This is a genomic window from Streptomyces indicus, assembly GCF_900100315.1.
Taxonomy (GTDB): domain Bacteria; phylum Actinomycetota; class Actinomycetes; order Streptomycetales; family Streptomycetaceae; genus Streptomyces; species Streptomyces indicus.
This window is the reverse complement of sequence record NZ_FNFF01000011.1, coordinates 84,629-108,664: the sequence shown is the minus strand read 5'-3', so window position 1 is coordinate 108,664 and position 24,036 is coordinate 84,629. Positions and strand designations below refer to the sequence as shown.

The 24,036-nt window shown below is 70.8% G+C and carries 24 protein-coding genes; 8 read left to right on the top strand and 16 right to left on the bottom strand.

Going from position 1 to position 24,036, the window contains the following annotated elements; all coding sequences use genetic code 11:
- Window positions 1-11: 11 nt before the first annotated feature.
- Genes BLT97_RS24875 through BLT97_RS24855 form a run of 5 tightly spaced genes read right to left on the bottom strand, consistent with a single transcriptional unit; the run spans window position 12 to window position 3,356 of the window.
- Window positions 12-311 carry an RNase A-like domain-containing protein gene (locus BLT97_RS24875; RefSeq protein WP_093613881.1) on the bottom strand — a complete coding sequence of 100 codons (300 nt, stop codon included), beginning with the start codon at window positions 309-311 and terminating at the stop codon, window positions 12-14.
- 23 nt (window positions 312-334) lie between these two features.
- A complete protein-coding gene (locus BLT97_RS24870) occupies window positions 335-919 on the bottom strand; it encodes a hypothetical protein (protein WP_093613879.1) in 585 nt (194 codons plus the stop codon).
- 9 nt (window positions 920-928) lie between these two features.
- Window positions 929-2,632 (bottom strand): RNase A-like domain-containing protein, encoded by a 1,704-nt coding sequence (locus BLT97_RS24865; RefSeq protein WP_093613877.1) that lies wholly within the window; start codon window positions 2,630-2,632, stop codon window positions 929-931.
- Complete coding sequence (locus tag BLT97_RS24860; RefSeq protein WP_176953882.1) at window positions 2,632-2,934, bottom strand: WXG100 family type VII secretion target; 303 nt, start codon at window positions 2,932-2,934, stop codon at window positions 2,632-2,634. Before BLT97_RS24860 ends, BLT97_RS24865 begins: the two co-directional genes overlap by 1 nt.
- 17 nt (window positions 2,935-2,951) lie before the next feature.
- Window positions 2,952-3,356 (bottom strand): WXG100 family type VII secretion target, encoded by a 405-nt coding sequence (locus tag BLT97_RS24855; RefSeq protein ID WP_093614084.1) that lies wholly within the window; start codon window positions 3,354-3,356, stop codon window positions 2,952-2,954.
- A gap of 196 nt (window positions 3,357-3,552) precedes the next feature.
- Between BLT97_RS24855 and BLT97_RS24850 the strand changes: the two genes are divergently transcribed.
- Window positions 3,553-4,167: a hypothetical protein gene (locus BLT97_RS24850; RefSeq protein WP_143041378.1), complete on the top strand. Its 615-nt coding sequence runs from the start codon at window positions 3,553-3,555 to the stop codon at window positions 4,165-4,167.
- A gap of 54 nt (window positions 4,168-4,221) precedes the next feature.
- Window positions 4,222-4,587 carry a PH domain-containing protein gene (locus BLT97_RS24845; RefSeq protein WP_093613871.1) on the top strand — a complete coding sequence of 122 codons (366 nt, stop codon included), beginning with the start codon at window positions 4,222-4,224 and terminating at the stop codon, window positions 4,585-4,587.
- Between the two features lie 59 nt (window positions 4,588-4,646).
- Here the strand turns inward: BLT97_RS24845 and BLT97_RS24840 are convergent, their stop codons facing one another.
- On the bottom strand, window positions 4,647-5,357 hold the full coding sequence (locus BLT97_RS24840; RefSeq protein WP_093614082.1) for a LuxR C-terminal-related transcriptional regulator: 711 nt from the start codon (window positions 5,355-5,357) through the stop codon (window positions 4,647-4,649).
- A gap of 14 nt (window positions 5,358-5,371) precedes the next feature.
- Window positions 5,372-6,658 carry an ATP-binding protein gene (locus tag BLT97_RS24835; RefSeq protein ID WP_093613869.1) on the bottom strand — a complete coding sequence of 429 codons (1,287 nt, stop codon included), beginning with the start codon at window positions 6,656-6,658 and terminating at the stop codon, window positions 5,372-5,374.
- A 170-nt stretch (window positions 6,659-6,828) separates the two neighbouring features.
- On the opposite strand from BLT97_RS24835, the gene BLT97_RS24830 reads away from it, so the two are divergent.
- The 3 genes from BLT97_RS24830 to BLT97_RS24820 all read left to right on the top strand — a co-directional run bounded on the left by BLT97_RS24830 (window position 6,829) and on the right by BLT97_RS24820 (window position 8,745).
- A complete protein-coding gene (locus BLT97_RS24830) occupies window positions 6,829-7,029 on the top strand; it encodes a hypothetical protein (protein WP_093613867.1) in 201 nt (66 codons plus the stop codon).
- Between the two features lie 119 nt (window positions 7,030-7,148).
- Entirely contained in the window at window positions 7,149-8,474 is a 1,326-nt protein-coding gene (locus tag BLT97_RS24825; protein ID WP_245769527.1) for a PspC domain-containing protein, read from the top strand.
- Complete coding sequence (locus tag BLT97_RS24820) at window positions 8,461-8,745, top strand: hypothetical protein (protein WP_342742772.1); 285 nt, start codon at window positions 8,461-8,463, stop codon at window positions 8,743-8,745. Before BLT97_RS24825 ends, BLT97_RS24820 begins: the two co-directional genes overlap by 14 nt.
- 22 nt (window positions 8,746-8,767) lie before the next feature.
- Here the strand turns inward: BLT97_RS24820 and BLT97_RS24815 are convergent, their stop codons facing one another.
- From BLT97_RS24815 to BLT97_RS24800, 4 genes are all read right to left on the bottom strand, one after another.
- Window positions 8,768-9,556, bottom strand: a complete 789-nt coding sequence (locus tag BLT97_RS24815; RefSeq protein WP_093613863.1) for an alpha/beta fold hydrolase — start codon at window positions 9,554-9,556, stop codon at window positions 8,768-8,770.
- A 24-nt stretch (window positions 9,557-9,580) separates the two neighbouring features.
- Window positions 9,581-10,111, bottom strand: coding sequence for a DoxX family protein (locus tag BLT97_RS24810; RefSeq protein WP_093613861.1), 531 nt, complete (start codon window positions 10,109-10,111; stop codon window positions 9,581-9,583).
- A gap of 140 nt (window positions 10,112-10,251) precedes the next feature.
- The gene (locus BLT97_RS24805; RefSeq protein ID WP_093613859.1) at window positions 10,252-11,517 is read right to left on the bottom strand and encodes a hypothetical protein; all 1,266 of its coding nucleotides are present in this window, start codon (window positions 11,515-11,517) and stop codon (window positions 10,252-10,254) included.
- A 244-nt stretch (window positions 11,518-11,761) separates the two neighbouring features.
- A complete protein-coding gene (locus BLT97_RS24800) occupies window positions 11,762-12,547 on the bottom strand; it encodes a class II aldolase/adducin family protein (protein ID WP_093613857.1) in 786 nt (261 codons plus the stop codon).
- A 168-nt stretch (window positions 12,548-12,715) separates the two neighbouring features.
- Here BLT97_RS24800 and BLT97_RS24795 point away from each other — a divergent pair, with 168 nt between their 5' ends.
- On the top strand, window positions 12,716-13,192 hold the full coding sequence (locus BLT97_RS24795; RefSeq protein ID WP_093613855.1) for a pyridoxamine 5'-phosphate oxidase family protein: 477 nt from the start codon (window positions 12,716-12,718) through the stop codon (window positions 13,190-13,192).
- Window positions 13,193-13,271: 79 nt separating this feature from the next.
- On the opposite strand, the gene guaA is transcribed toward BLT97_RS24795, so the two are convergent.
- Window positions 13,272-14,885, bottom strand: coding sequence for a glutamine-hydrolyzing GMP synthase (gene guaA / locus BLT97_RS24790; RefSeq protein WP_093613853.1), 1,614 nt, complete (start codon window positions 14,883-14,885; stop codon window positions 13,272-13,274).
- A 387-nt stretch (window positions 14,886-15,272) separates the two neighbouring features.
- On the opposite strand from guaA, the gene BLT97_RS24785 reads away from it, so the two are divergent.
- Window positions 15,273-15,596, top strand: a complete 324-nt coding sequence (locus BLT97_RS24785; protein WP_093613851.1) for a chorismate mutase — start codon at window positions 15,273-15,275, stop codon at window positions 15,594-15,596.
- Window positions 15,597-16,366: 770 nt separating this feature from the next.
- On the opposite strand, the gene BLT97_RS24780 is transcribed toward BLT97_RS24785, so the two are convergent.
- The gene (locus BLT97_RS24780) at window positions 16,367-17,086 is read right to left on the bottom strand and encodes a hypothetical protein (protein WP_093613849.1); all 720 of its coding nucleotides are present in this window, start codon (window positions 17,084-17,086) and stop codon (window positions 16,367-16,369) included.
- A gap of 336 nt (window positions 17,087-17,422) precedes the next feature.
- Between BLT97_RS24780 and BLT97_RS24775 the strand changes: the two genes are divergently transcribed.
- Window positions 17,423-18,472, top strand: coding sequence for an LAETG motif-containing sortase-dependent surface protein (locus BLT97_RS24775; RefSeq protein ID WP_093613847.1), 1,050 nt, complete (start codon window positions 17,423-17,425; stop codon window positions 18,470-18,472).
- Window positions 18,473-18,591: 119 nt separating this feature from the next.
- Here the strand turns inward: BLT97_RS24775 and BLT97_RS24770 are convergent, their stop codons facing one another.
- The 3 genes from BLT97_RS24770 to BLT97_RS24760 all read right to left on the bottom strand — a co-directional run bounded on the left by BLT97_RS24770 (window position 18,592) and on the right by BLT97_RS24760 (window position 24,024).
- Window positions 18,592-20,478 carry a GMC family oxidoreductase gene (locus BLT97_RS24770; protein WP_093613845.1) on the bottom strand — a complete coding sequence of 629 codons (1,887 nt, stop codon included), beginning with the start codon at window positions 20,476-20,478 and terminating at the stop codon, window positions 18,592-18,594.
- Window positions 20,475-22,109: a succinic semialdehyde dehydrogenase gene (locus tag BLT97_RS24765; RefSeq protein ID WP_093613843.1), complete on the bottom strand. Its 1,635-nt coding sequence runs from the start codon at window positions 22,107-22,109 to the stop codon at window positions 20,475-20,477. The genes BLT97_RS24770 and BLT97_RS24765 overlap by 4 nt, the downstream gene beginning before the upstream one ends.
- Before the next feature lie 139 nt (window positions 22,110-22,248).
- On the bottom strand, window positions 22,249-24,024 hold the full coding sequence (locus BLT97_RS24760) for a serine/threonine-protein kinase (protein ID WP_093613841.1): 1,776 nt from the start codon (window positions 24,022-24,024) through the stop codon (window positions 22,249-22,251).
- Window positions 24,025-24,036 lie beyond the last annotated feature (12 nt).

Below are 24,036 nucleotides of genomic sequence, written 5' to 3'. Positions count from 1 at the left end.
GGCGCGTATTCCTAGAGGTAGATCGGGACGGTGGTGAGCACGACGAAGCCGTGCGGGCTGTCCGGTTCGCGCCGGAGCACGACGCGGGCGGCGCGAACGTCCACGGGGTCGCGGCCGGCCAGCATCATCGCCTGGAGCAGCACGCGGCCCACGGGCTCCTCGCGGGAGGGCCACGCGGCCTCGATGGTGAGGCGGGGGCGGGCGTCCTGGGCGAGCCAGCGGTGGATGCGCTGTTCGTTGCGGGTCACGACCTGCTGGGTGGCCCACTGGGCGGTTTCGCGGTCGGGGTAGGTGGCGGATCTGGTGAGCATGCGCTGTCCTGGCTAGGAGGGCTTCATTCGTTCATCAAGGTCCAGATGACGGCGACTTCGTCATCGTTCACGGCAATGAGCCCCGGATCCCAGTCGCATTGACTGAAGGAGTTGTGGGCCCGGGTGGGCTGTTGGTAGAAATCCGGCTGGTCGCCCGTCCATCCGAGGTTCGTGTAGAAGCGGGTGCCCTCAGGGAAACGCGACAGGATGACGCCGGCTCGGCGTTCCTCTGCCGGCCTGCGCTGCTCCCAGCCCGGCAGCCTGGAGAGATCGGTGAGGCTGCGGCCCACCCCGAGCAGGACGAGCAGCGACCTCACCGAGGAGCGGGGAAGCTCCTTCACCCGCGCCTGGTAGTGCTCCGCATCCTCGGCCGCAGCCGGCGTGGCCAGCCAGGGATAGAGCGGATCGTCCAGACGCTCTTCCTCTCCCTCGAAAGGATCGATGGACTCCCATCCGCGCGGGTCCCGGGTCTCGAGGCGCATGATCGCCCCGACATCCAGCCACCATTCTTCGTGCGCGCGCGGAGCGACGCCGACGAACGTGGAGATCCACTCGTAGAGCTTGAGCGCCTCGGACCAGGCCTGCCCGTCCAGCTGGTCTTCCGCCATGCCACATTCCTATTCCGGTGCCGAGGTGTAGACCGCGAAGGGCGGGTCGAGATCCTCGTCGTACTTGAGCCGCGTCGTCACACCGTGCGCATCCGCGGCGGGGCTCACCGTGCCGTTGTCCTTGTCCGCAATGACCGTACGTCCGGTGACGGCCGAACCGGCGAGCGGCCCCTCGTTCGGCACCGAAGGGACGTCGATGACGAGGTACTTCTCGGCAGGCGGTGGATTCTTGAGCCATTCCTGGATGTCCGGCGTGTTCTCCCGGATGTTGTACTGAGTGTATTTCTGCGCCGATTCGAGATCGTAGAAGGACGAAGAGGTGAGAACACCGAACTTCCCGCTTGCCTTCTGCTCATCCCTGATTCTCTGCAGCAGCTGCTCGTCCGTCTTGCCCACATGCTTGTCGATGGTGTGGCCGCCGCTGATCCCTTCACTCGACGCCAAGTCGAGCGAGTACACATACGGGAAAGGACTCTCGTCTCCGATCTGCCATCGGTGCTCCTTCTTGAACTCGTTGAGCGAGCGGGCACCGAAGGCGTGGGCGCGGGCGATCTCGGCCCGGTACGTCGGGGCGCTCGTGATCGCGATCTCGAGTTCGGGGAGCAGAGCCTTGATCTTGGTCGCGGCCTCGGTGAACTCCCTGTGGTACTCCTCGACGACCCTGTCGACGCCTTCCTTGTCCATGTGGGACCGGAAGGAGAGCACGATCCGGCCGATGATCCCGCCGACCGCGAGCTTGGTCAGGTTCGAGAAGCTCAGTTCGGTGAGCTCCGAGGCAGTGGCCTTCGCCGCGTTGATGCCTGCCTGGCTCGTGAACGCGGTGGTCTTGTCCCCGACATTGCACAGATGCTCGAGGATGTCCGCGATCTCCTCCGCCGACTTCTTCAGCACCTCGATGATCGGCCGCCGTTTGTCCGGCGTCACGTCCTTGCTGGTCCGCCACTGGCGTCCCGTCTGGCTGCGCTGGCCTGCCGCATCCAGCTGGCGGCCCCACGCCGTGGTGCCCCAGATGGTCTGCCCGAAGGCGCGCATGGCGGCCTGCCATTCGCCTCGGTCCTTCGGGTCGGTGATGCCGGCGATGGCGGCGTTGAACTCGTCCGAGACCTTCGCCGCGTCGGACGCGCTCTTGCGCCACGCCTTGGCCATGTCCCGGACCTCGTCCTCCTTGATGCCCGGGGTGATCTCGTGGACCTTTCCGAGACGCAGGCCCTCCTCGATGGCAGGCCGGATGACGTCCGCGAGGAAGTCGGGGAACTCGCCTATGACGCCCGAGATCCACCAGGAGTCCACGTCCTCGCCGGTGCCCGACCATTTGACGGGGTTGACGGGCCCGTAGCGGGCCTTGGTGATGACCACCGGTTCCGGCTTGGACCGCGGCTGCGCGCCCTTGCCTCCGCCCGCCTGCCACTCGGCGAGAACGTAGTGATTGGCCGTGTGGTTCAGACCCACGGCTGCTCCGCCGGCGCTCACCACGCTGCGGGCCCACGCTTCCAGGAACTTCGCCACCACATCCTGGTAGGCGTCGGCGAAGGCATCCGCGCCTCGGCCGGTCCCTGCGGACTGGTTGTACTTGTTCAGTACGTCGATGAGGGCGAACGCCCGGTCCGAATGGTTGAACTGCGCGTCCTTCACCAGGTCCGACGCGTGATGGACGTGCACCGGCTGCACGTCGAAGCCCCCGTTCGCCGACGGGGAGGGCGGCGGGGTGGCCATCAGGCGGCGCCCCAGCCCCGCAGCACGGCCTGGTGTGCCGCCGCGTAATTGATGTGCCCGTTGATGACGACCTCCTGAAGCCACCGCTGTGTCGCCTTCAGGTCCTGCGCCGAGTGGTCCCACTTGTCGAGCTCGTCGATGAAGACCTCGCGCGCCTCGCCCTCCCAGGTCAGTACGACCTTCTCGGCCCGGCCGTACAGCAGGTCGAGCTGCTCGTTCAGCTTCTTGAGGATGTCCTCCAGGTCGCCGGACAGCCTCTGAAGCGTCGCGAAGTCGACTGTTATGTGCTCGTCGTCCGCCATATCCGTCTCCCCCGTCCTCAGAAATCGGCGATCCGGCTGCGCGGCTGGGCCGGCGGCTCGGTGTTCGGCGTCGACAGCTCTGCGGCCTCCGCCTTCACGTCCGTCTCGGACTGGACCTGCCGCAGCCGTTCCATGACGTCGAGGTCCTGTTCCGAGAAGCCGTCACGGCTGAGGCGTACCGCCTGTTCCAGGCGTTGGATCACCATGCGGATGCGTACGGCGTCCTCGGCCGCGCCACGGTGCAGGTCCCGGTAGGCCTTCGCGGCCGGACCGCGCCAGCCCGCCTCGATGCTGTCGACGATCTCGTCCATGCGTCTGACCTGCTTGTCGAGGTAGCTCTGCATGTCGTCGAGGTCCTCGGCGAGCTTGGTGAGCCGGTCGCCGGACGCCCGCAGGCGTGGCTGTGCCCCTTCGCCGCTCATCACGTCCCCCATGTCGTGGCCGTCAACTACGGTCCCCCGCAGTCCACTTGCGTCACACTAGCAACGGCATACGACAGCGACGGCGGCCGCCAGGGGTGCGGACGGTGTGGAATCGATCACCGGGTTCGGTCCGTCGGCCTGCGGCCGATACGGTCGACGGGACCGAAACGGCCAACCGACCCCGACGGACGCGACCATGCCTCTCCCACCCCCACCCCCACCCACCCACATATCCACCTGGCCCACCCACGAGGCGCTCCTCGAGGACCGGGTGCGGGCGCTGCGCGCGGTGCGCAGGGGCAGGCTCGGGGGTGGGCGGCTGGCCGGGCTGTGGGGGGTCGGGGCGCTCGCGGTGCTGGGGTGGGGGCTGGTGACGCTGCCGCTGAAGATGATCGCGGACGAGGACGCCATGGTGATCGTCATGGGGCCCGTCTGCGGGGTGCTCGGGCTCGCCGCCCTCGCGGGGGCCGTGCTGATCCTGGTGTTCGCCCTGCGCAAGGACCGAAGGGCAGGGGAACTGGCCCGGCAGTGGACCGAGTTGGCCCCCGAGCCCGTCACGGACCGAGAGGTCCGGGCGCCCGGGGCCAGTCTGATCTGGCTTCTCGTGTCCTTCGTGCCGTGCGCCCTCGGCCTGTACACGGCGTTCGCGGGAGCGTACGCGGCCCGCTCGGCGTACGAGGCGGTGCTCACGCTCGGGACCGGGACCCTGGTCTGGCTCACCGGGCTGTTCGGCCTGGCGCGGGCCTTCGGCCACTACCAGTGGGTGACGCACGAGCTGGGGAACTCCCGTACGAACTCCCCCGTTCACTGAACAACCAGGCAAGCGGTCCACGGAGGCCGCGGAAGACGACAGACGGGGACTTCAGTGGCACTGTTCGGCAACGCGCACACCATCGACCCGGGCAAGGCCGCCCAGGAGTACGCACGGCTGCTCGGCCAGGGCGAGCAGATCTACGGTGCCTATCAGCTGATACGGGACGCCATCCTGCTGACCGACCGGCGCATGATCCTGATCGACAAGCAGGGGCTCACGGGCAAGAAGGTCGAGTACCACTCGCTGCCGTACCGCTCCATCACGCACTTCGCGGTGGAGACGGCCGGACACTTCGACCTGGACGCCGAGCTGAAGATCTGGGTCTCTGGCAGCGCGACGCCGATCGAGAAGACCTTCACCAAGGGGGTCAATATTTACGAAGTGCAGGCGATTCTCACGCAGTTCGTGGCGCGGTGACGTAGCGCGTGGCGCGCTGAGCGAGGTTCGGGGCCGGTGTGCACCGGCCCCGGGCAGCCTCAGACCAGCCGGCGGGCCGTGGCCCAGCGCGTCAGCTCGTGCCGGTTCGACAGCTGCAACTTGCGCAGGACCGCCGAGACATGGGACTCCACTGTCTTCACCGAGATGAAGAGCTGCTTCGCGATCTCCTTGTACGCGTAGCCGCGCGCGATCAGGCGCAGCACCTCGCGCTCGCGCTGCGTGAGGCGGTCCAGGTCCTCGTCCACCGGCGGGGCGTCCGTGGAGGCGAAGGCGTCGAGGACGAAGCCGGCCAGGCGGGGCGAGAAGACCGCGTCGCCGTCCTGGACGCGGAAGATCGAGTCGACCAGGTCCGTGCCCGTGATGGTCTTCGTGACATAGCCGCGCGCGCCGCCGCGGATGACGCCGATGACGTCCTCGGCGGCGTCGGAGACCGAGAGGGCGAGGAAGCGCACCGGGTTCTCGGCCGCGGACATCAACGAGGCGCAGCGGCGCAGGACTTCGGCGCCGCCGCCGCCCGGCAGGTGCACGTCGAGGAGGACGACCTCGGGGCGGGTGGCCGTGATGACCGTGACCGCCTGGTCCACGTCGGCGGCCTCACCGACCACCTCGACGCCCGTCACGTCGGTGCGGCCGATCTCGGCCTGCACGCCGGTGCGGAACATGCGGTGGTCGTCGACGAGGACGACACGGACATGCCGATCGCCGCCCTTGGTCTCGTCCGCGCCCAGGGTGTCCGGCTGCTCGTTCATGTCGCTCGTACCGCTCATCGCGTCGTCTCCGCCCTCTCCATCTCCAGCTCGACCTCGGTGCCGCCGTCCGGCACCGCGCGCAGCCGCGCACTGCCGCCGTGGCGCTGCATCCGGCCGATGATCGATTCTCGTACGCCCATGCGGTCCTCGGGCACGGAGTCCAGATCGAACCCCGGACCGCGGTCGCGGACCGAGACGAAGACCGTGCGGCCCTCGACCTCCGCGTAGACCTGGACGGCGCCGCCCTCGCCACCGTACTTGGCGGCGTTCACCATTGCTTCCCGTGCGGCCTGCATCTGTGCGGTCAGTTTCTCGTCGAGCGGGCAGTCGCCCACGACCACGACCTCCAGCGGGACGCCGTGCTTGTCCTCGACCTCGGCTGCCGCCTGCTTCACGGCCTCGGCGAGCGTCTCCGGCTCCTCGGCCTCGTCCTTGCCGGTGCCCTCGGGCTTGTAGAGCCAGTTGCGCAGGTCCCGCTCCTGGGCGCGGGCGAGGCGGCGTACCTCCGAAACGTTCTCCGCGTTGCGCTGGATCAGGGTCAGGGTGTGCAGCACCGAGTCGTGCACGTGGGCGGCGACCTCGGCGCGCTCCTGGGCCCGGATGCGCATCAGCCGCTCCTGGGACAGGTCCTGGGTCATGCGGACCAGGTACGGGCCGGCGAGCAGCGCGATGCCGACGAACACCGCGAGCGCGGCCTGGAGCACCGAGCCGAGCTCGCGGGCCGAGTTCTGAAGCACGAAGATCGCGGCCACCCCCGTGCCGACGAGGACGACCCCGGCGAGCGTACGGGCGATGTTGAGGGTGCGGCGCTTGCGTCCGACGGCCATCCAGCGGGCCCGCCGCGCGTTGTCCGCCTGCCGCCACACCAGGGCGACACCGGCCGCGACCAGGAGGGTCGGCCAGAGGTAGGCGCGGGTGGGGCCGCCGACGTCTACGGTGCCGACGAAGACCATCGCGATGACGAGCATCGCGATGAAGGCGATGAACTGGCCCTTGTCGATCTTCCGCACGACCAGTTTGCGGCGGCCGTCGGGGCCGACCTCGGTGGTCACGGTGTGCTGCCGGTCGGCGGTGACGCCGCCGACGCCGAGGGGGACGAAGAACCAGAAGGCGGCGTACAGCAGCGCGCCCAGGCCGTTGGCCGTGAACAGGCCCACGAAGACGAGCCGCACCCAGATCACGGGCAGCCCGAGATGACCGGCGAGCCCGCGCGCCACTCCCCCGAGCCAGCGGCCTTCACCGCTCCGGTAGAGCTTGCGCAGCGGCTGCGGTTCCTGAGCGGGCGGGGCTGCGGCTGGCATGTCACCGATCCTCACACGCCCGCGGGGACCTCGGCATCAGGGTTCGGCCCCTAGACGTCCCTGATCTGCGGCGGGCTTCAGGTGTACGGGGCCCTGGCGTGCCGGCCCCTGCCGAATGCGGGGTTCCCCCTTCACCATGTGCCGGGGACCCCACGCCGAAAGGACCGCCCATGGCACCGAAGCAGCAGTCGCTGACCCGCCGCGTCACGGAAGCCCTGGTCATCATCGTGCTCGGCCTCGTCTGCTACTTCGGGTTCGGCGACACGGACCTCGGCTTCACGGAGCTGGACAAGGCCGGCCTCGTCCTGATGGTCGTCGGGGGTGCCGAACTCGTCTGGTACGTGGGCCGCGCGGCGCTGAGCCGGGCGTAGCCCCGCCCCGGACCGTCCACCGCACGGGCCCGCCCACCGCCCCCGTAAGGACAATCTCAGGGTCCGACCAGGGTCGCCCCGCCTGCCGTGGCCCGGTCCGAGACCCCACCATGGGACCCATGACGGATCAGTACGACACCCGGACCGCGGAGCCGGTGGACGCGCCGCCCGGTGCCGGGGCGCCCGAGGGCGCGCCGCCGCCCGCCCGGCTGCGCCGCGACCAGGAGCACAAGATGCTCGGCGGCGTCTGCGCGGGCCTCGGCCGGCACTGCGACATGGACCCGGTGATCTTCCGGATCGTGCTCGCGCTGCTCGGCGCCGTGGGCGGGCTCGGCCTGATCTTCTACGGCTTCGCCTGGCTGCTCGTGCCCGCCGACGGCGAGGACGAGAACGAGGCGCGCCGGATGCTGACCGGCCGCGTCGACGGCCCGGCCTTGACCGCGCTGCTCTTCGCCCTCGTCGGCTCCGGCGTGATGCTGTCGATGGTGAACAACGCGGGCGTGCTGACCTTCGCCTCCGTGCTCGCCGTGCTCCTCGCGGGCGCCGGCTACTGGTCGAAGGAGCGCCGCAAGGAGTCCCCCTCGCCCGATCCGGTGGCCGCGCAGGCCGCCGCCGAGGCCCCGCCCGAGACGCAGGCACCGCCGGTCTCGCGCGGCCCGTCCTGGTGGCGGGACCCGATCGTGAAGGACGGGACCCACGAGGGCGGTACGGGATATCTGTGGGGTCCGCCCGAGCTGTCCGGTGTCGAGATCCCGACGCGGGAGGCGGCGCGCAGGAGCGTGTCCGCGCCGCGCCGCGGCCCGCGCTGGATCGGCGGCTGGACCTTCCTGCTGACCCTGGGCGCGGGCATCGCGGGCACGGCGGTCGCGCTCAACGAGATGGGCCCCGACCCCTCGCTCGGCACCGGCCTGACGGCGGGCCTGGCCTGCGCGCTGGCCGTGCTCGCCCTGGGGATCGCGGTCAGTTCCTTCTTCGGGCGTACGGGAGCGGGGTCGCTGCTGCTCGCGCTCATCCTCACCGGACTGCTCGCGGGCGCCTCGGCGCTCCCGAAGGAGATCACCACGAACTGGGTGCGCACCCAGTGGCGGCCCACCGAGGCGGCCGACGTGCGGCCCGCGTACAACATCGGCTCGGGCGACGGCACGCTCGACCTGAGCAAGCTCGATCTGGACAAGGGGCAGACGGTGACGACGAGTTCGCGGATCGGCGCGGGCCGCATCAAGGTGATCGTCCCCCACGACGCGACGGTGAAGGTGGACGTCAAGGTGGGCGTGGGCGACATCCGGCTGCCGGAGGGGCACGCGCGGAACGACATCGACGTCTCGCCCGACCAGAAGCGCAGCATCACGCTGCGCCCGCCCGCCGGCGCGAAGGACGGCGGCACCGTCGACCTCACGCTCGACGTGGCGATCGGCCAGGCGGAGGTGGCCCGTGCAGCGAAGTGACGAGGCGCGGAGCTGGCTGCACCCGTTCCAGCCGGGGCGCCTGATCGTGGGCCTGACGATGGGCGGGGTCGCGCTCGCCTACGGCGGGGACGCGGCCGGCTGGTGGGACACGGCCTGGTTCGCGGCCATCCCGATCGTGGTCCTGGGCCTGTTCCTCGCGTCGGTCGCCGGGATCATCACCTACGGCGTGCGCCGACGCCGCGGCGCCCGCGGAACCGCTCCCGCGGACGACCGCACGACGGTCGGGCCGGGGGCACCCACCGGCCTCTGAGGAACACACGGCTGCCGGACGCCTACGGGTGGTCGAGGAACTCACCCAGGACATCGGCCAGTTCGTCCGGCGCGTCCAGCGCCACGAGATGCGCCGCGGAGGGGAACTCGGCGAAGGCGGCCCCGGGGATCTCCCGCGCGTACCGGCGCGCGATGTCCTGGAAGTCGGCCACGTCGAGCTTGCCGACGCCCACCAGCGTGGGCACCGTGATCGAAGCGAGCTCGCCGGGCACCGGCTCCAGGCCGTGCTCGTCGCGCAGATCCATGTGCACGAGTGACAGGCGTACGGGCTCGCGGAGCCGTTCCCGCAGGCCATCGGCCACGTCCTGCCAGCCGCGCGCCGGACCGCGCAGCCACATGTCCAGGTTCACGTCGACGGCGGCGTCCAGGTCACCCGCCTCCAGGGCCGCGGTCTCGGCCTCGTCGTACGCGATCATCTCGGCGGACCAGCCATAACCGCGCCACGGCGGCGAGAACACCGCGAGCGACGCGACCCGCTCCGGATGGGCGAGCACGAAGTCCAGGGCCACGCGCCCGCCCCAGGACGCCCCGACGAGCCGGACCTGCTCCAGGCCGAGGTGGTCGAGGAGCCGGCGCAGGTCGTCGCTCTCGCGGAAGGGCCCGCTCGGCGGCGCGGACCGGCCGAAGCCCCGGAGGTCGTAGCGGATGACGGTGTGCCGCCCGGCGAGGGCGGGCACGAGGCCGTCCCACATGCGGTGGTCGGCGACCCCTGCGTGGAGGAGGACGACCGGGGGTCCGTCGCCGGTCACGTCGTAGGCGAGTGAGCCGAGTTCGTCGGCGAGTATGCGCATCCGCAGATGCTGGCAGACCTCCGGTCAGCCGCCCAGCGAATTGCGCCGGCGCTCCTTCAGCCAGGCGTCCACCGACCAGTACGAGGCGCCTGCGAGGACCAGCGGCAGCCAGGCCATCAGATACGGCAGGTCGTTGCCCATGTAGTACGGCGTGGCCGACCAGCTCATCGTGAACCACAGGCTGAGCGAGATCAGCGCGCCGCCGAGCGCGGCCACCCGCGCGAAGAGGCCGATCAACGTGCCGATGCCCACGGCCAGTTCACCGAGGGCGATGGCGTAGCCGAAGGCGACGGGCGAGTTGGCCGCGAGGTCGAGCATCGCGGGGACCGCCACGTCCCCGCCCTCCTGGAGGAAGCGGATCTGGTCGCCGATCGACTGGTCGCCCGAGTCCTTCAGGAAGGTGGAGCTCGTGAGCTTGTCGAGGCCCGCGTAGACGAAGGTGACGCCCAGGAAGATCCGCAGCGGCAGCAGGGCGTAGCGCGCCGCGGTGTCGCGCCAGTCCCCGCGGCCCCCGCCCGGGTCGGTGTACGTCGCGGTCCGCGTGGTGTGCGCCATCGTGCCCGCCGCCTCTCGGTCTCGGTTTACGGCTCAACGAAATGTCGTCACCTGACCATACGTACGACAGCCGCGTCCGGCTCACCAGTGGGCAGGACAAGTTGGCAATCCGATCGAGACCTGAACCCCGGGGACGCGGGTCAGTCCGTCACCTCGATGACGCAGCGGTTGGACTCGGCGCCCGCCGCCGTGACCACCTGCACCTCCACCCGCCCCGGCTCCACGTCCGCGGGCACGGGCACGGTGAGCACCGCGTCGGTGGGGTTGGTGAAGCCGCCGGCCACCGGGACCAGCGGAACGTGCACGTGCACCGGGCCGATCCGCACGACCATCCGGGCGAGGCGGTCGGGGCTCTGCGCCCCGGGCGGCACGAACCCGGCGCCCCTGATCTCGATGTCGTCGCCGGTACGGATCGGGGCGTCGAGGTCCCCGGCCTCCCGGGCCCGTACGACCGAATGGATCACCGGACGGCCGCCCTCGGCGTACTTCCCGGCGAGATACGTGACGGCCGAGACCAGGACGAGCAGGGCCAGGCCCCAGGGCAGCTCGGGCAGCCGGCCCGGGTTGCGGGCGAGGCTGACGGCGGTGAACAGCAGGGCGGCCGCGTTGATCACCGCGTACTGGGCGTCGGCGAAGTGGCCGCGTCCGGCGTCGTCGGTGAGGATGTCGGCGGCGCGTGGGCGGTCGGCGGGCACCTTCTGGAGCTCCTGCCCGCTGACGCGGACCGCGACCGTACGGCGCACGGCGACGGCCACCAGGCAGACGACGGCGAACACGGCCAACAGGCCGCCGCCGCCCCGGAGTTCGAGGCCGGCGAGCAGAGCGTCGCGCTCGCGCGAGGTGGTCGCGAAGACCAGCTCCCAGGCGAGGAAGAGCACCGCGTACCCGCCGAGCAGCACCCAGGCGCCGGCGACGCTGCGGGAGGTGGAGAGCCGGTTGTCCTCGCCGACGAGCGGCGCGAGGACGCCGCCCCGGCCGCGGTGGACGTGTGCCACGCCGGTGAGCAGCGCACCCACGATCACCGCGGTGAGCATGCCCGCCGTACGGGCCGAGGTCCAGCCGGCGCCGATCGCCGTGAGCGCCTGGGCCAGGAGCAGCGCCACCACGAGGGCCCAGACGGTGAACAGGGTGCGCTTCCACAGGAGATGGAGCCAGGCCGCGCCCTCGGCCCGGCTGCGCTCGGCCACCGTCACCGCGGACTGGGTCAGCTCGTCCGAGACCCACTGCCGGGACGCGCCCGCCGAGTGGGCGAGCGCCGCGGGCAGCCCGTGTCCGGCCGCGAGCCCGTCCCGCTTCGCGGAGAACTCCGCCACCGCCCGCCGGTGCCCCTCGCGCGCACCGTGCGGACAGTCACCGCAGGTGCACCCGCCCCCGTGCGTCTCCTGTCGCGCCACTTGCACAGCCACGCGCGAACTCCGTTCTGATCGCGGCCAGTTGGATCTTCCGGCCACCCGGCGGCGGCTCCTTGATCCGTCAATTCCCTTGTGATGACTGGGAATTGTGCCGTATGAGGCGGAAACGTACTCAACTGCCGAGGTCAGGGCGGGTGAGAGGGGCGGGCGAGGGTTGACGTACGGGTCGCGCGGGCGACCGGCTGACCGGGTCGACGTACGGGCCGTCCGGCGCACATACGGGCCGTACGGGGGCGGCTCAGCTCAGCAGGTCCGGTTCGCTGCGGCTGATGTCCTGCCACAGCGGCTGGTAGTTGATCCAGGCGGCGAGGTCCGTGCCGAGCTGCTCGCGGGTGGCGACGGCCTGCTTGTGGTCGATCAGGTGCGTACGGCCCGCGGCCCGCGCGGCCAGCTGCACCTGGCTGCACCGGTCCATCGAGACGAACCACCAGGCGGCCGCGTCGACCGTGTCGCCGACGGTGAGCAGCCCGTGGTTGCGCAGCACCATGGCCTTGTGGGGCCCGAGCGCGGTGGCGATACGGCGCCCTTCGGCGGCGTCCACGGAGACGCCCGTGTACTCGTCGTAGAGCGCGTGGTCCTCGTAGAAGGCGCAGCTCTCCTGGGTGATCGGGTCGATGTGCTCGCCGAGCGCCGCGAGGGCGCGCCCGTGCAGCGAGTGGCAGTGCGCCACCGCCACCACGTCGGGGCGCTTCGCGTGCACGGCGGCGTGCACGGTGAACGCGGCCTGGTTCACGTGATAGCGCCCTTCGAGCACCTGGCCCTCGCCGTTCACGAGGATCAGGTCGCCGACGGTGATGTGGCGGAAGGACATGCCGAAGGGATTGACCCAGTAGCAGTCGGTGAACTCCGGGTCCCTGGCGGTGATATGGCCCGAGACCCCGTCCTCGTATCCGAAGCGGCCGAAGAGCCGGAGCGCTCCGGCGAGCCGCTCCTTGCGGTGGCGCCGCTCGTCCTCGGCGCTCTCGTGCACGGGCGGCATCGCGAACTGGAGTCGCCGGGCGGGTATCGGGGTCGGGGCGGTCATGTTCCCTCCAGTTCCCTGCGGACCAAGTCGTACGGGCCGGAAAGTACCGTCGGTGACCGCAGGAGAACAGAGCGATCAGCGCGGAGATCGACGGAACCCGGCAAACCCGTCGCGGCTCGCACAGGAATGCCGACAGAAGGTGTCCGGATTGCACGGCACACTCACCGTATGACTGAGAACTGGGCATCCTTCGGCGCCGCGGAACCCGCCTTCGCGAAGAAGGTCGAGGACCGCTTCGGCCTGCACACCCACCACGTCCTCGCCACGCTCCGCAAGGACGGGTCGCCGCGCCTGACCGGTCTCGAAGTGCGGTTCCTGAACGGCGAGTTCTGGCTCGGCATGATGCCGGGGTCGATGAAGGCGCGGGATCTCCAGCGCGATCCGCGGTGCAGCGTCATGGCGAATCCGGGCGCGGGCGCGGAGATGGAGGACGGGGACACCCGGATCTCCGGGCGCGCGGTCGAGGTGACCGACCCGGCGGAGCGTGCGCTGTACGTCGGGGAGGTGCAGCCGCCGGACCCGGACGCCTTCCACCTGTTCCGGGTGGAGCTCACCGAGGTCGTACGGACCTCCATCGAGGACGACCGGCTGGTGATCGAGGTGTGGCGGCCGGGCGCCGGGGTGCGGCGGACCAGCCGCACCTGAGAAGCACGTCGGAGCCGGAAACGCGGCGAGCCGCCACCCTTCGGCCGGGGTGGCGGCTCGCCGCGTCGCTACGGGGAGGTCACTCCCACTCGATGGTGCCCGGCGGCTTCGAGGTCACGTCGAGCACGACGCGGTTCACGTCGGCGACCTCGTTGGTGATCCGGGTGGAGATCTTCGCGAGCACCTCGTACGGCATGCGCGTCCAGTCGGCCGTCATGGCGTCCTCGGACGAGACCGGGCGCAGCACGATCGGGTGGCCGTAGGTGCGACCGTCGCCCTGGACGCCGACGGAGCGGACGTCCGCGAGCAGGACCACCGGGCACTGCCAGATCTCGGAGTCGAGACCGGCGGCGGTGAGCTCCTCGCGGGCGATCGCGTCGGCCTCGCGCAGCAGGTCGAGGCGGTCCTTGGTGACCTCGCCGACGATACGGATGCCGAGGCCGGGGCCCGGGAACGGCTGGCGCTGGACGATCTCGGCCGGCAGCCCGAGCTCCTGGCCGACCATGCGGACCTCGTCCTTGAACAGCTGGCGCAGCGGCTCGACGAGCTCGAACTCGATGTCGTCTGGCAGACCGCCGACATTGTGGTGCGACTTGATGTTGGCGGTGCCGGTGCCGCCGCCGGACTCGACCACGTCCGGGTAGAGCGTGCCCTGGACCAGGAAGGCGACCTCGGGGCCGTCCTCTTGGAGGATCTCCAGCTGGGCCTGCTCGAAGACGCGGATGAACTCGCGCCCGATGATCTTCCGCTTCTCCTCGGGGTCGGAGACGCCCGCGAGCGCGTTCAGGAAACGCTCCTCGGCGTCGACGACCTTGAGGTTGGCCCCGGTCGCGGCCACGAAGTCCTTCTCGACCTGCTCGGTCTCACCCTTGCGCATCAGACCGTGGTCCACGTACACGCAGGTCAGCTGGTCGCCGATGGCCTTCTGCACGAGGGCCGCGGCCACCGCCGAGTCCACACCGCCGGACAGGCCGCAGATGGCGCGCTTGTCGCCGACCTGGGCGCGGATCGCGGCGATCTGCTCCTCGATGACATTGCCCGTGGTCCAGGTGGGCTTGATGCCGGCGCCCCGGTACAGGAAGTGCTCGAGCACCTGCTGGCCGTACGTGGAGTGCATGACCTCGGGGTGGTGCTGCACGCCGTAGAGCTTCTTCTCGTCGTTCTCGAACGCGGCCACCGGGACCAGGTCCGTGGACGCCGTGACGGTGAAGCCCTCCGGGGCGGCGCTGCACGCGTCGCCGTGCGACATCCACACCGGCTGCTCGGCCGGGGTGCCCTCGAAGAGGGTCGAGGACGTCTTGGTGACGTGCAGGTCGGTGCGGCCGTACTCGCGCGCACCGTTGTTGTCCACGGTGCCGCCGAGGGTGGCGGCCATCAGCTGGAAGCCGTAGCACATGCCGAAGACCGGGACCCCGGCCTCGAAGAGCTCGCGGTCCAGGCGCGGGGCGCCCTCCGCGTACACGGACGAGGGGCCGCCGGACAGGATGATCGCGGCCGGGTTCTTGGCGAGCATCTCGGCCACCGGCATGGTGCTCGGGACGATCTCGCTGTAGACCCGCGCCTCACGCACGCGACGGGCGATGAGCTGGGCGTACTGCGCGCCGAAGTCGACGACGAGGACGGTGTCGGGGGCGGCGGCGGGGGAACCTGGCACTGTGTGTCGGCCTTCCGGCGGGAGTGGGCGAGGACCCATGGGGCCGAGGCGAGGAACCCATGGGGCTGGTGAGCCGGCTCATGAGCCGAAGGGCTCCGGGCTCTTTTGTCGATTCTAACGGGGGTACGGGGGTGACTTTTCGTCTCAGCATCCGAACCGTGTGACGCTCACCATGCGGGCCGGGGCCGGGGGCGGATTGACGGGCCCGACGGGCGTGGGGCCATACTGTCCCCGTGACCAAGCACACCCTCGCGAGCTTCGCGTTTACCTATGGCATCCGGCCCACCGGCTGCCATGGTCGTGCTGCTTGATCACCTGACAAGCGACTTACCAGGCGCCCCGGGCCGACAAGGCCCCGGGCGCTTCGTCGTTTCCAGGGGCCGTGACCGTCACCGGGCACCCCGACCTCGACGAGGAGCCCCACCCATGAGCACCACCACCGCTTCCGCGACCGCTTCCGCTGCCTCCGCCACCGCCACGGAGAAGACCGGCGCACGGAACGCGGACGCCGCCGAGCTGATCACCGGCGCCCGCGAACGCATCGACGCGCTCGACGACCGCATCATCGGCCTGATCCAGGAACGCATGGCCGTCTCGGCCGTGATCCAGGAGTCCCGGATCGCCTCGGGCGGCCGCCGCGTGAACCTCTCCCGCGAGATGGAGGTGCTCGCCCACTACAGGGACGCGCTGGGCAAGCCGGGCACGTCCCTCGCGATGACGATGCTGGAGCTGTGCCGGGGCAGGATCTGAAGGGGCTGCCGAAGGTCGGCGGGGCTGCGAAGGCCGAAGGGACTGCCAAGGCTGGAGGGACTGCCGGAGGCCGGAGGGACTGCCGCTGCCGCAGGGCGAGGTGCCGTATCTGCGTTCGGTGCACTTCTCACCCGTACGGCACCGTGACCGCCTGCCACCGCGCTTCGTTGGTCCCGGTGTCCGTGCCAGCCAGGGGCGGGCCCGTCAGAACCACGCGTGGCTCCGCTGGAGCGATGAGACGCAGGGACTGCTTACGCGTCCTGCGTCGTGGGACCTCGCTCCAGTACGTGACCGGTCGGCAGGGGACAGCAGCCCGGTCACAGTGAAGATCGGCCGGCTCCGGGGACGCCCGGAGCCGGCCGACGGTTCCCTCCCCGCCCCCTGCACCGCCGCTCCCCCCACCCCTGCCCGTTCCCGACGCGTCCCGGCCCCCGACGCGACGAAACGGTTGCCCGCCCCCATGGCGAAACGGTTGCGCAGCCGCCCGGCCATCGCGCACGATGCCTGGAGGTACGCAGCGCCAACTGCCGTACCGGACAAGCCCATTGCCAGAGGTCCACACCACGCGCGCGCCCCACGCGCGCCGGGTCGCGCACCGGCCCGCACACCAGCGGCGCCCTCCCCCCGGCGCCGCTCCCGGCACCGACGCTGCCCTGACGTCGGCGCCGCACAGCGAAGGGCCCCCGCGGACACCGGATCCGCGGGGGCCCTTCGCTGCGCCGAGGGGCGCCGAGCCTGTCGGCCCGCGCCCAAGGCGGCCGAACCGCCTGTTACTTGACCGACTCGAGCTTCTTGATCTGGGCGTCCACCAGTTCGGCGGGGACCTTCGAGTCGCCCTCGGCCGAGATGTTCATGGAGTAGAACGTGGCGAGCGTGGAGCCGGAGCGCACGACGTTGAACGCGATCTTCGACTGCTCGTCGCCCTCACCGGAGACGAGGACATAGGCCACGGACTCGTCACCGAGCTTCGGGTCGGGCTGACCCTGCACCGTGCTCTGGGCGCCGTCGGAGTCCTTGAAGCCCTTGCACGCGTCGACGGCCTCACGCACGTCGGCGACCAGCTTCTCCGCGTCGGCCTGCTCGTGGGCCGCGAGCGCGATGGACGCCATCGACTCCATCTGCCCGGCCATCCCGGCCTTGATGGCCCGCGCCTTGGGCGCCGGCTGCGTGGTCGTGGTCAGCACGTCGGACAGCACCTGGCACTCGCCGGGCACCTTCTCCGACTCCTTTGGGATCTCCGCGTCCGGGACGTCCTCGAGCTTGTAGCCCTTGACCTCGTCGTTCCCGAGGATCGCCTTCTTGAGCTGAGCCTCGGTGAGCGCCGGCGCCGCCTTGTCCGCGCCCCCGCCCTCCTGGCCGGCGCTGGACTTGCCCTTGCCGGACTTGTCCCCGCCGTCGCTGCCGCTGTCACCGCTGCACGCGGCGGTCAGGCCGAGCGCGGCGACAGCGGCGGCCGCGACGACGACCTGGGACAGCTTGGACTTCTTCACTTGGATCCCCACCTGTTTGTGTGCGAACAGCCGCGATGGATGCGAACTGGCGCGCCATCAAAGCCTTTGCACAGGCACCGCCGCAAGCGCGTTCGGACAACGATCCGGGTTCGGACGGGGTTTGAAGGCGGTCCCGGGCCGGAGCGAGCTGCGACGATCAAGATCTCTTGTGATCCAGCCCACATAAGAATCCTGTGAGTTCGGCACAACCATTCACAGGAACCGCAGGTCAATCATGCGTAACAACGGCTACTTGCGTCGTGGGATGCGAGCGGCCGTCCGCCCTACGTACCGCGCCTCGTGTGCGCTACGCCGGACACCGACCGAGGTTCTTCGATGAAGCTTCGCCGCTCCCTGGCAGCCGCGGCCGTCACGGCCGTCATAGCCCCTGCCGCGTTCCTGGCCGCGCCCTCCGCGTTCGCCACGGACGGGGCTCCGACCGCCACTCCGAGCGAGACGGCCGCGGAGACGACGGAACCGGCCGCGACGCCGGGCACCACCGAGCCGGGCCCGGCCGAGACGCCGAGCGCGTCGGAGTCGGAGACCTCGCAGCCGGGCGGCGCGGAGCCGACGCCGGTCCAGTCTTCTCCGTCCGAGAGCGCCGACGACAAGACGGCGGAGGACACCGAAGAGGGCACGGACGAGGACGCGGAGGAGGGCTCGGAGCCCGGCCCCGGTGAGCGTCCCTGGGAGTGCCCCGTCGACGAGAACGACGAGGAGATCATCGGCGTCAGCGACGCCCTGACCACCTCGCTCACCAACCTGCCCGACACGGTCGTCGCGGGCAGCGGCTGGACCGACTTCCAGCTCCAGATGGCCAACTCCGGCAAGACCGACATCAAGGGTGTCGCACCGTTCGTCGCCGTGTTCGCACTGGGCGACGAAGACGCGATCTTCGATGGCTTCACCCTTGAGGTGAAGGACGCCTCCGGCGCCTGGACGGTCGTCACCGACATCGTCGGCGCCGGCGGGTACTTCACCCAGGTCGACCTGAAGGCCGGCGAGAAGCGCACCTTCGAGATGCGACTCAAGGTGGACGGCAAGGTCCCCGAGTCGCTCGGCGTGACCATCGGTGCCGGCGAGTACTCCACCGAGGACGGCGGCTGCTGGATCTCCTCGGACGCGAACGAGTACGTCTACTTCTTCGACATCCTCGAGGAGGGCTCCGAGCTTCCGGAGAAGCCGGACGACGCCAAGCCGCAGACCGGCGGCACCACGCCGATCAAGGCAGACAAGGTGACCGAGGTCCAGGGTGTCACCGGCAACCTCGCCGAAACCGGCTCCAGCTCCCAGCTCCCCGTCATCGGCCTGATCGGCGGCATCACCGTCGTCGCCGGTGCCGGTGTCGTGTTCGCCGTGAAGCGTCGCCGGAGCGTCGAGGCCTGATCCAGGGCTCGACGCACCACCGGGGCTCGTGCGAAGTCCCGTAGCACCACAGACCGTTGAGGACCTGCGCTCGGAGGGGGGCGCAGGTCCTCAATGCTGTGCGGGGCGTCGCGTACGGGCTACGCGGGATCCGGAGCCGTCGCCGGAGCCGGATCCGAGGTCGTCGCCGGGGCCGGGGCCGCGGCAGCAGGGCGCACCTTCGGCATCCCCAGGAACGGCAGTCGCAGCGCGCCGAAGGCCGACGGCGGGACTGCCGGGGAGACCGGCTGCACCGGGGCCAGGCGTTCGTACGCGGCGCCCTGCTCCGGGCGCGTGTCCGGCTCGCCCTTGTTGGGCCACAGAGACATCGCCCGCTCCGCCTGGGCCGTGATCGTCAGGGACGGGTTCACGCCGAGGTTCGCGGAGACCGCCGAGCCGTCCACGACCGAGATGCCGGGGTGGCCGTAGAGCCGGTGGTACGGGTCGATCACGCCCGTGTCCGCGGACGCGCCGATCGGGCAGCCGCCCAGGAAGTGCGCGGTGAGCGGCGTGCCCATCAGCTCGCCGATGTTGGAGCCCGCGAAGCCGTTGATCTCCTCGGCGAGCAGCGAGGCCGCGCGCGTGGCCGCCTCGATCTGCTGCGGGTTGGGGGCGCCGTGCCCCTGGCGCGCGGTCAGCAGGCCCTTCCCGATGCCGCCCGGCTTGCGGTACGTGGTCAGGGAGTTGTCCAGGGACTGCATGACCAGGCCGATGATGGTGCGTTCGGACCAGCGGCGGTTGGAGAGGGAGCGGAGGGTCTGTACGGGATGGCGTGCGGTGTTGCCCAGCCAGGCGAGGACGCGCCGCGAGGAGTACGGGACCTGGAGGATCGTCAGGCCGCCCATCGAGTTCGAGCCCTTGCCGTAACGCACCGGCTCGATATGGGTGTTGGCGTCCGGGTGGATCGAGGACGTGATCGCCACGCCCTGCGTGAAGTCCACCTTCTTCGCGCCGTGCCGCTTGCGATAGCGGCGGTTGTCCGTCTGCGCGCCCACCAGGGCCTCGGAGTTGGTGCGCGTCAGGTCGCCGAGCCGCGGTGAGAGGTGTGGGAGCAGGCCCGTGTCCTTCATGCGGTGCAGCAGCGTCTGCGTGCCGTACGTACCGGCCGCCACCACCACGCGCGGCGCCCGGAACACCCGCCCCGCGCCCTTGCGCTTCTTGTCGGTGGGCAGCGTGGCGACCGCGTACCCGCCCCGCGCGTCCTCCGTGAGCGAGACGACGGAGGTCATCGGGTGGATGACCGCGCCCGCCTGCTCGGCGAGGTACAGGTAGTTCTCGTTGAGCGTGTTCTTCGCGCCGTGCCGGCAGCCCGTCATGCACTCGCCGCACTCGGTGCAGGCCTTGCGGGCCGGCCCGACGCCGCCGAAGTAGGGGTCCTGAACTTCCGTACCAGGGGCGGCTTTTGACGTTCCGTCCGCGTCCTCGCCGTCGCCGAAGAAGACCCCGACCGGCGCCATGTGGAAGGTGTCGCCGACGCCCATCGCCTCGGCCGTCGCCTTCAGATGGACGTCCGAGGGCGTCATCGTCGGGTTCAGGCGGACGCCGAGCATGCGCTGCGCCTGGTCGTAGTACGGCTTCAGCTCCTCCTGCCAGTCCGTGATCGAGGACCACTGCGGGTCCTCGAAGAACGGCTTCGGCGGCACGTAGAGCGTGTTGGCGTAGTTCAGCGAGCCGCCGCCCACGCCGGCGCCCGCGAGCACCATCACGTTGCCGAGCAGGTGGATGCGCTGGATGCCGTAGAGCCCGAGGGCCGGGGCCCACAGGTAGTTCTTCAAGTCCCAGGAGTTGCGGGGCAGTTCGTCCCGGCCGAAGCGGCGGCCCGCTTCCAGGACGCCGACCTTGTAGCCCTTCTCCGTCAGGCGCAGGGCCGATACGGAGCCGCCGAAGCCGGAGCCTATGACCAGGACGTCGTAGTCGTACGCCTCCTGCGCGCCCTGCGCACCGCTCGGTTCGCCCGAAGCGCCCTGCGCACCGTTCGCTTCGCTCATCGCAGCCTCAACGCCTTCATCGCCCGCAGGCTGCGGCTCATGAACGCCGCGTACTTCTCGTCGCTCATCCCGAACGACGGCGCCATCGGCATGATCCGTTGGTGCGCCACGGTCTGCGCCTCGGTGTACTTGAGGATGCCCTCGGAGCCGTGCCGGCGCCCGAGCCCGGAGTCCTTCATGCCGCCCATGGGCGACTGGACGGAGCCGTACGCGGGCGCGTAGCCCTCGTTGATGTTGACCGTGCCGGTGCGCAGGCGTGCGGCCACCTCGCGGCCGCGGCGCGCGTCCTTCGTCCAGACCGAGGAATTGAGGCCGTACGCCGTGGAGTTGGCCTGCTCGATGACCGCGTCCTCGTCCGTGAACCGGTAGAGGGAGACGACCGGCCCGAAGGTCTCCTCCTCGCACACCGCCATCGGCGCCTCGACGCCGTCCAGGATGGTGGGCTCGTAGAAGTACGGGCCGATGTCCGGGCGTGCGACGCCGCCGGCCACGAGCGTCGCGCCCTTGGCCACGGCCTCGTCGACATGGCGGCTCACGGTCTCCAGCTGGCGCGGGCCCACCAGGGAGCCCATGTCCGCCCCGTACGCGAGGGAGTTGCCGAGCCGCATCGCCTTGGTGCGGGCGGCGAACCGCTGCACGAACTCGTCGGCGACCGACTCGTGCACGTACAACCGCTCGATGGAGATGCAGAGTTGGCCGGCCGAGGAGAAGCAGGCGCGCACCGCGCCCGCGGCCGCCTTCTCGATGTCCGCGTCCTTCAGGACCAGCATCGCGTTCTTGCCGCCGAGCTCCAGCGAGACGCCGACCAGACGGGCCGCCGCGCCCTGCGCGACCTCGCGGCCGGTGCGGGTGGAGCCGGTGAACGAGACGTAGTCGGCGTGCTTGACCACCTCGGGTCCGACGACCGGCCCGTCACCGAGCACGACCTGGAACACCTCGGCCGGAAGCCCCGCCTCGATCAGCAGGTCGCGGGCCCACAGGGCGGTCAGGCAGGTCTCGGTGTCGGGCTTCATCACGACCGCGTTGCCCGCGACGAAGGCCGGCAGCGCGTCGCCGACGGAGAGCTCCAGCGGGTAGTTCCAGGGCGCGATCTGGCCGATCACACCGCGCGGGTGACGGATCTCCGTGACCTTGGTGAGCGTGGGCACCGCGCCCGTGTGGCGCTTGGGGCGCAGATACGAGGCGGCCTTGCGGCCGTAGTGCCGCGCGGCGACGGCGACGGCCTGCACCTCCTCGTGCGCGTGCAGGCGGGCCTTGCCGGTCTCCAGCTGGATCAGGTCGAGCACCTCGGCCTGCCGCTCCAGGACCAGGTCGTGGAAGCGGAGCAGGACCGCGGCCCGCTTGCGCACGGGCTCCTTGGCCCACACGGCCTGCGCCGCGCGCGCCCGCTCGAACGCCGTCGCCACGTCCTCGGGCGTGGACTCGGGCAGGTCGGCCAGCTTCTCGCCGGTGAACGGCGCGTGGTTGGCGGTGCGGCCGGAGCCGACGACGCCGCGCGTGAGCTGCGCGACCAGCTCGGGCGTCACCACATCGGCAGCGGTCCGCGCACCCGCAGGAGCGGGTGCCACGGGGTTCGTGCCGGTCCTCGCGGTGCTCGCGGTGCTCTTCTCAGGGGCCTGGGCGTCCGTCATGAGCGTGAGCGTACGGCTCCGCCACGTGTTTGTGTACCCGTCGGTAACGGGGCTTCACCGGGTCCGCACACCGTGCCAGTGGTCGCTGGCAGCAAAGGCCCTGATCAGGGGGTTGTCCGGGCGGGCAGCCCCCTGATGGTCACAAGTTTTTGACCTTCAAGGACTTGATGACCTCGTCGGCGACCTGGCGGCCGCGCTCGGCGAAGTCGCTCTCGCCGCCGGGGTAGCCGATGGCGAGCTTGTACATGTCGCCGTCGGTGGTCCGGTAGTAGAAGATCTTCAGCTCACGCGGGCGCTCCTGCTCGCCCTCGTCCGCGGAGTTGTACGTGAGCGTGTTCTTCGCGGCCTTCTTGCCCTCGTAGTCCAGGCTGGCCTCGGTTTTGCTCTCCGGGTTGGCGGGCATCCCGAGGTCGGTGCTGCCGGAGGCCTTGTACGTCTTCTCGTCGTCGTACATCTCGGCGTCGGCCGAGCTCGCGATCTCCCCGGTCTTGTCGTCCGAGGCCTTGAACAGCTGAAGCCAGACCCACACGCTGCCGCTGGGATCGGTGTACTGGATCCAGTGCTCGGGGGTGCCGATGTTGTCTTCTTCGGGCTTGGAGTCCAGATAGTGCCCGGGGACCGAGATGCTGGCGTCGAGGTTCTTCACATCCCTGGTCACGAACCCGTCGGTCGGACCCGCCGCAAACGGATCCGCGATCACCAGCCCGAGCGCCAGGGCGAGCGCCACGAACGCGGCCCCCACCCCGATCAGCGCCTTCTTGCCGACCCGGATCCCGTCCCCGGCACCGGACGGCGCCCCGCCCGAGGTCATCACCTGCGTCGGCACCTGCGGCGCCGGCGGCTTGGCGGCCTGCTCCAGGAGGCGGCGTACCGTCGCGGCGTCCGGGCGGTGCGAGGGGTCCTTGTGCAGCAGACCGTTGATCGCCTCCGCGAGCGGGCCTGTCGCCGAAGCGGGCGCTGCGGGCGTCGCGTTGAGCACGGACTGGAGCGTGGCCGGGGTGTTGCTGCGGCGGAACGGCGAGACGCCCTCCGTGGCCGCGTACAGGACCACACCGAGCGACCACAGGTCCGAGGCCGGTCCGGGGCGCTGACCCAACACCCGCTCGGGCGCGATGAATTCGGGCGAGCCGACGAAGCCGCCGGTGTCCGTCAGGTTGGTCTCGCCCTCGATCTGGGCGATCCCGAAGTCGGTGAGCACGACACGGTCGTACTGCCCGAGCATCACGTTGTCCGGCTTCACGTCGCGGTGCAGGATGCCCGCCTTGTGCGCGGCTTCCAGGGCGCCGAGCACTTCGAGGCCGATCCGCGCGGCGTCGCGCGCCCCGAGCGTGCCCTCCTGGAGCGCGGCGCCGAGCGAGCGGCCCTGCACGAACTCCATGACGATCCACGGCTGGCCGTCCTCGACCGCCACGTCGTGCACGTTCACGACGGCCGGGTGGTCCAGGCGGGCCGCGGCGCGCGCCTCGCGGCGCATCCGCTCGAAGGCGGTGGCGCGTTCGCGCTCGGGCAGGTGGTCGGGGACGCGCGGCTCCTTGACCGCGACCTCGCGGTCCACGGTCTCGTCCTTGGCCCGCCACACGGTGCCCATGCCGCCGTGCCCGAGCTTGGACAGGAGGCGGTAGCGGCCCGCGATGAGACGGCCCGCGCCCGGGTCCGGTTCGGAGACGACCTGGGTGGGCACGGCGTGGCCCTGCGGCTCGGCGGGCGGCTGCGGCGCACCCGGCGTCGCCGGCCCGCCGTTCGGCACGGCCTGGGTCTCCGCCTGGGCATACGGGTTGGGCGTCCCCGGCGCGGGCGGTGTACCCGGCGTGCCGTAGGGATGTCCTGCGTACGGCCCCTGAGGCTGGTCCGGCGGACGCAGCGAGAAGCTGGTCGGCTCGCCGGTCCCGTAGGGGGCTCCCCCGTCGTTACTCATGACTCATCCCTA

Excerpts from the sequence above, each read along its gene's own strand:
- BLT97_RS24770 (WP_093613845.1), bottom strand. The coding sequence starts at position 20,478 with ATGAGCGAAGCGAACGGTGCGCAGGGCGCTTCGGGCGAACCGAGCGGT.
- BLT97_RS24870 (WP_093613879.1), bottom strand. The coding sequence starts at position 919 with ATGGCGGAAGACCAGCTGGACGGGCAGGCCTGGTCCGAGGCGCTCAAG.
- BLT97_RS24875 (WP_093613881.1), bottom strand. The coding sequence starts at position 311 with ATGCTCACCAGATCCGCCACCTACCCCGACCGCGAAACCGCCCAGTGG.
- BLT97_RS24850 (WP_143041378.1), top strand. The coding sequence starts at position 3,553 with ATGCCTCTCCCACCCCCACCCCCACCCACCCACATATCCACCTGGCCC.
- BLT97_RS24855 (WP_093614084.1), bottom strand. The coding sequence starts at position 3,356 with ATGAGCGGCGAAGGGGCACAGCCACGCCTGCGGGCGTCCGGCGACCGG.
- BLT97_RS24815 (WP_093613863.1), bottom strand. The coding sequence starts at position 9,556 with ATGCGCATACTCGCCGACGAACTCGGCTCACTCGCCTACGACGTGACC.
- BLT97_RS24775 (WP_093613847.1), top strand. The coding sequence starts at position 17,423 with ATGAAGCTTCGCCGCTCCCTGGCAGCCGCGGCCGTCACGGCCGTCATA.
- BLT97_RS24840 (WP_093614082.1), bottom strand. The coding sequence starts at position 5,357 with ATGAACGAGCAGCCGGACACCCTGGGCGCGGACGAGACCAAGGGCGGC.
- BLT97_RS24830 (WP_093613867.1), top strand. The coding sequence starts at position 6,829 with ATGGCACCGAAGCAGCAGTCGCTGACCCGCCGCGTCACGGAAGCCCTG.
- BLT97_RS24810 (WP_093613861.1), bottom strand. The coding sequence starts at position 10,111 with ATGGCGCACACCACGCGGACCGCGACGTACACCGACCCGGGCGGGGGC.
- guaA (WP_093613853.1), bottom strand. The coding sequence starts at position 14,885 with ATGGGTCCTCGCCCACTCCCGCCGGAAGGCCGACACACAGTGCCAGGT.
- BLT97_RS24825 (WP_245769527.1), top strand. The coding sequence starts at position 7,149 with ATGACGGATCAGTACGACACCCGGACCGCGGAGCCGGTGGACGCGCCG.
- BLT97_RS24760 (WP_093613841.1), bottom strand. The coding sequence starts at position 24,024 with ATGAGTAACGACGGGGGAGCCCCCTACGGGACCGGCGAGCCGACCAGC.
- BLT97_RS24800 (WP_093613857.1), bottom strand. The coding sequence starts at position 12,547 with ATGACCGCCCCGACCCCGATACCCGCCCGGCGACTCCAGTTCGCGATG.
- BLT97_RS24835 (WP_093613869.1), bottom strand. The coding sequence starts at position 6,658 with ATGCCAGCCGCAGCCCCGCCCGCTCAGGAACCGCAGCCGCTGCGCAAG.
- BLT97_RS24785 (WP_093613851.1), top strand. The coding sequence starts at position 15,273 with ATGAGCACCACCACCGCTTCCGCGACCGCTTCCGCTGCCTCCGCCACC.
- BLT97_RS24765 (WP_093613843.1), bottom strand. The coding sequence starts at position 22,109 with ATGACGGACGCCCAGGCCCCTGAGAAGAGCACCGCGAGCACCGCGAGG.
- BLT97_RS24795 (WP_093613855.1), top strand. The coding sequence starts at position 12,716 with ATGACTGAGAACTGGGCATCCTTCGGCGCCGCGGAACCCGCCTTCGCG.
- BLT97_RS24865 (WP_093613877.1), bottom strand. The coding sequence starts at position 2,632 with ATGGCCACCCCGCCGCCCTCCCCGTCGGCGAACGGGGGCTTCGACGTG.
- BLT97_RS24860 (WP_176953882.1), bottom strand. The coding sequence starts at position 2,934 with ATGGCGGACGACGAGCACATAACAGTCGACTTCGCGACGCTTCAGAGG.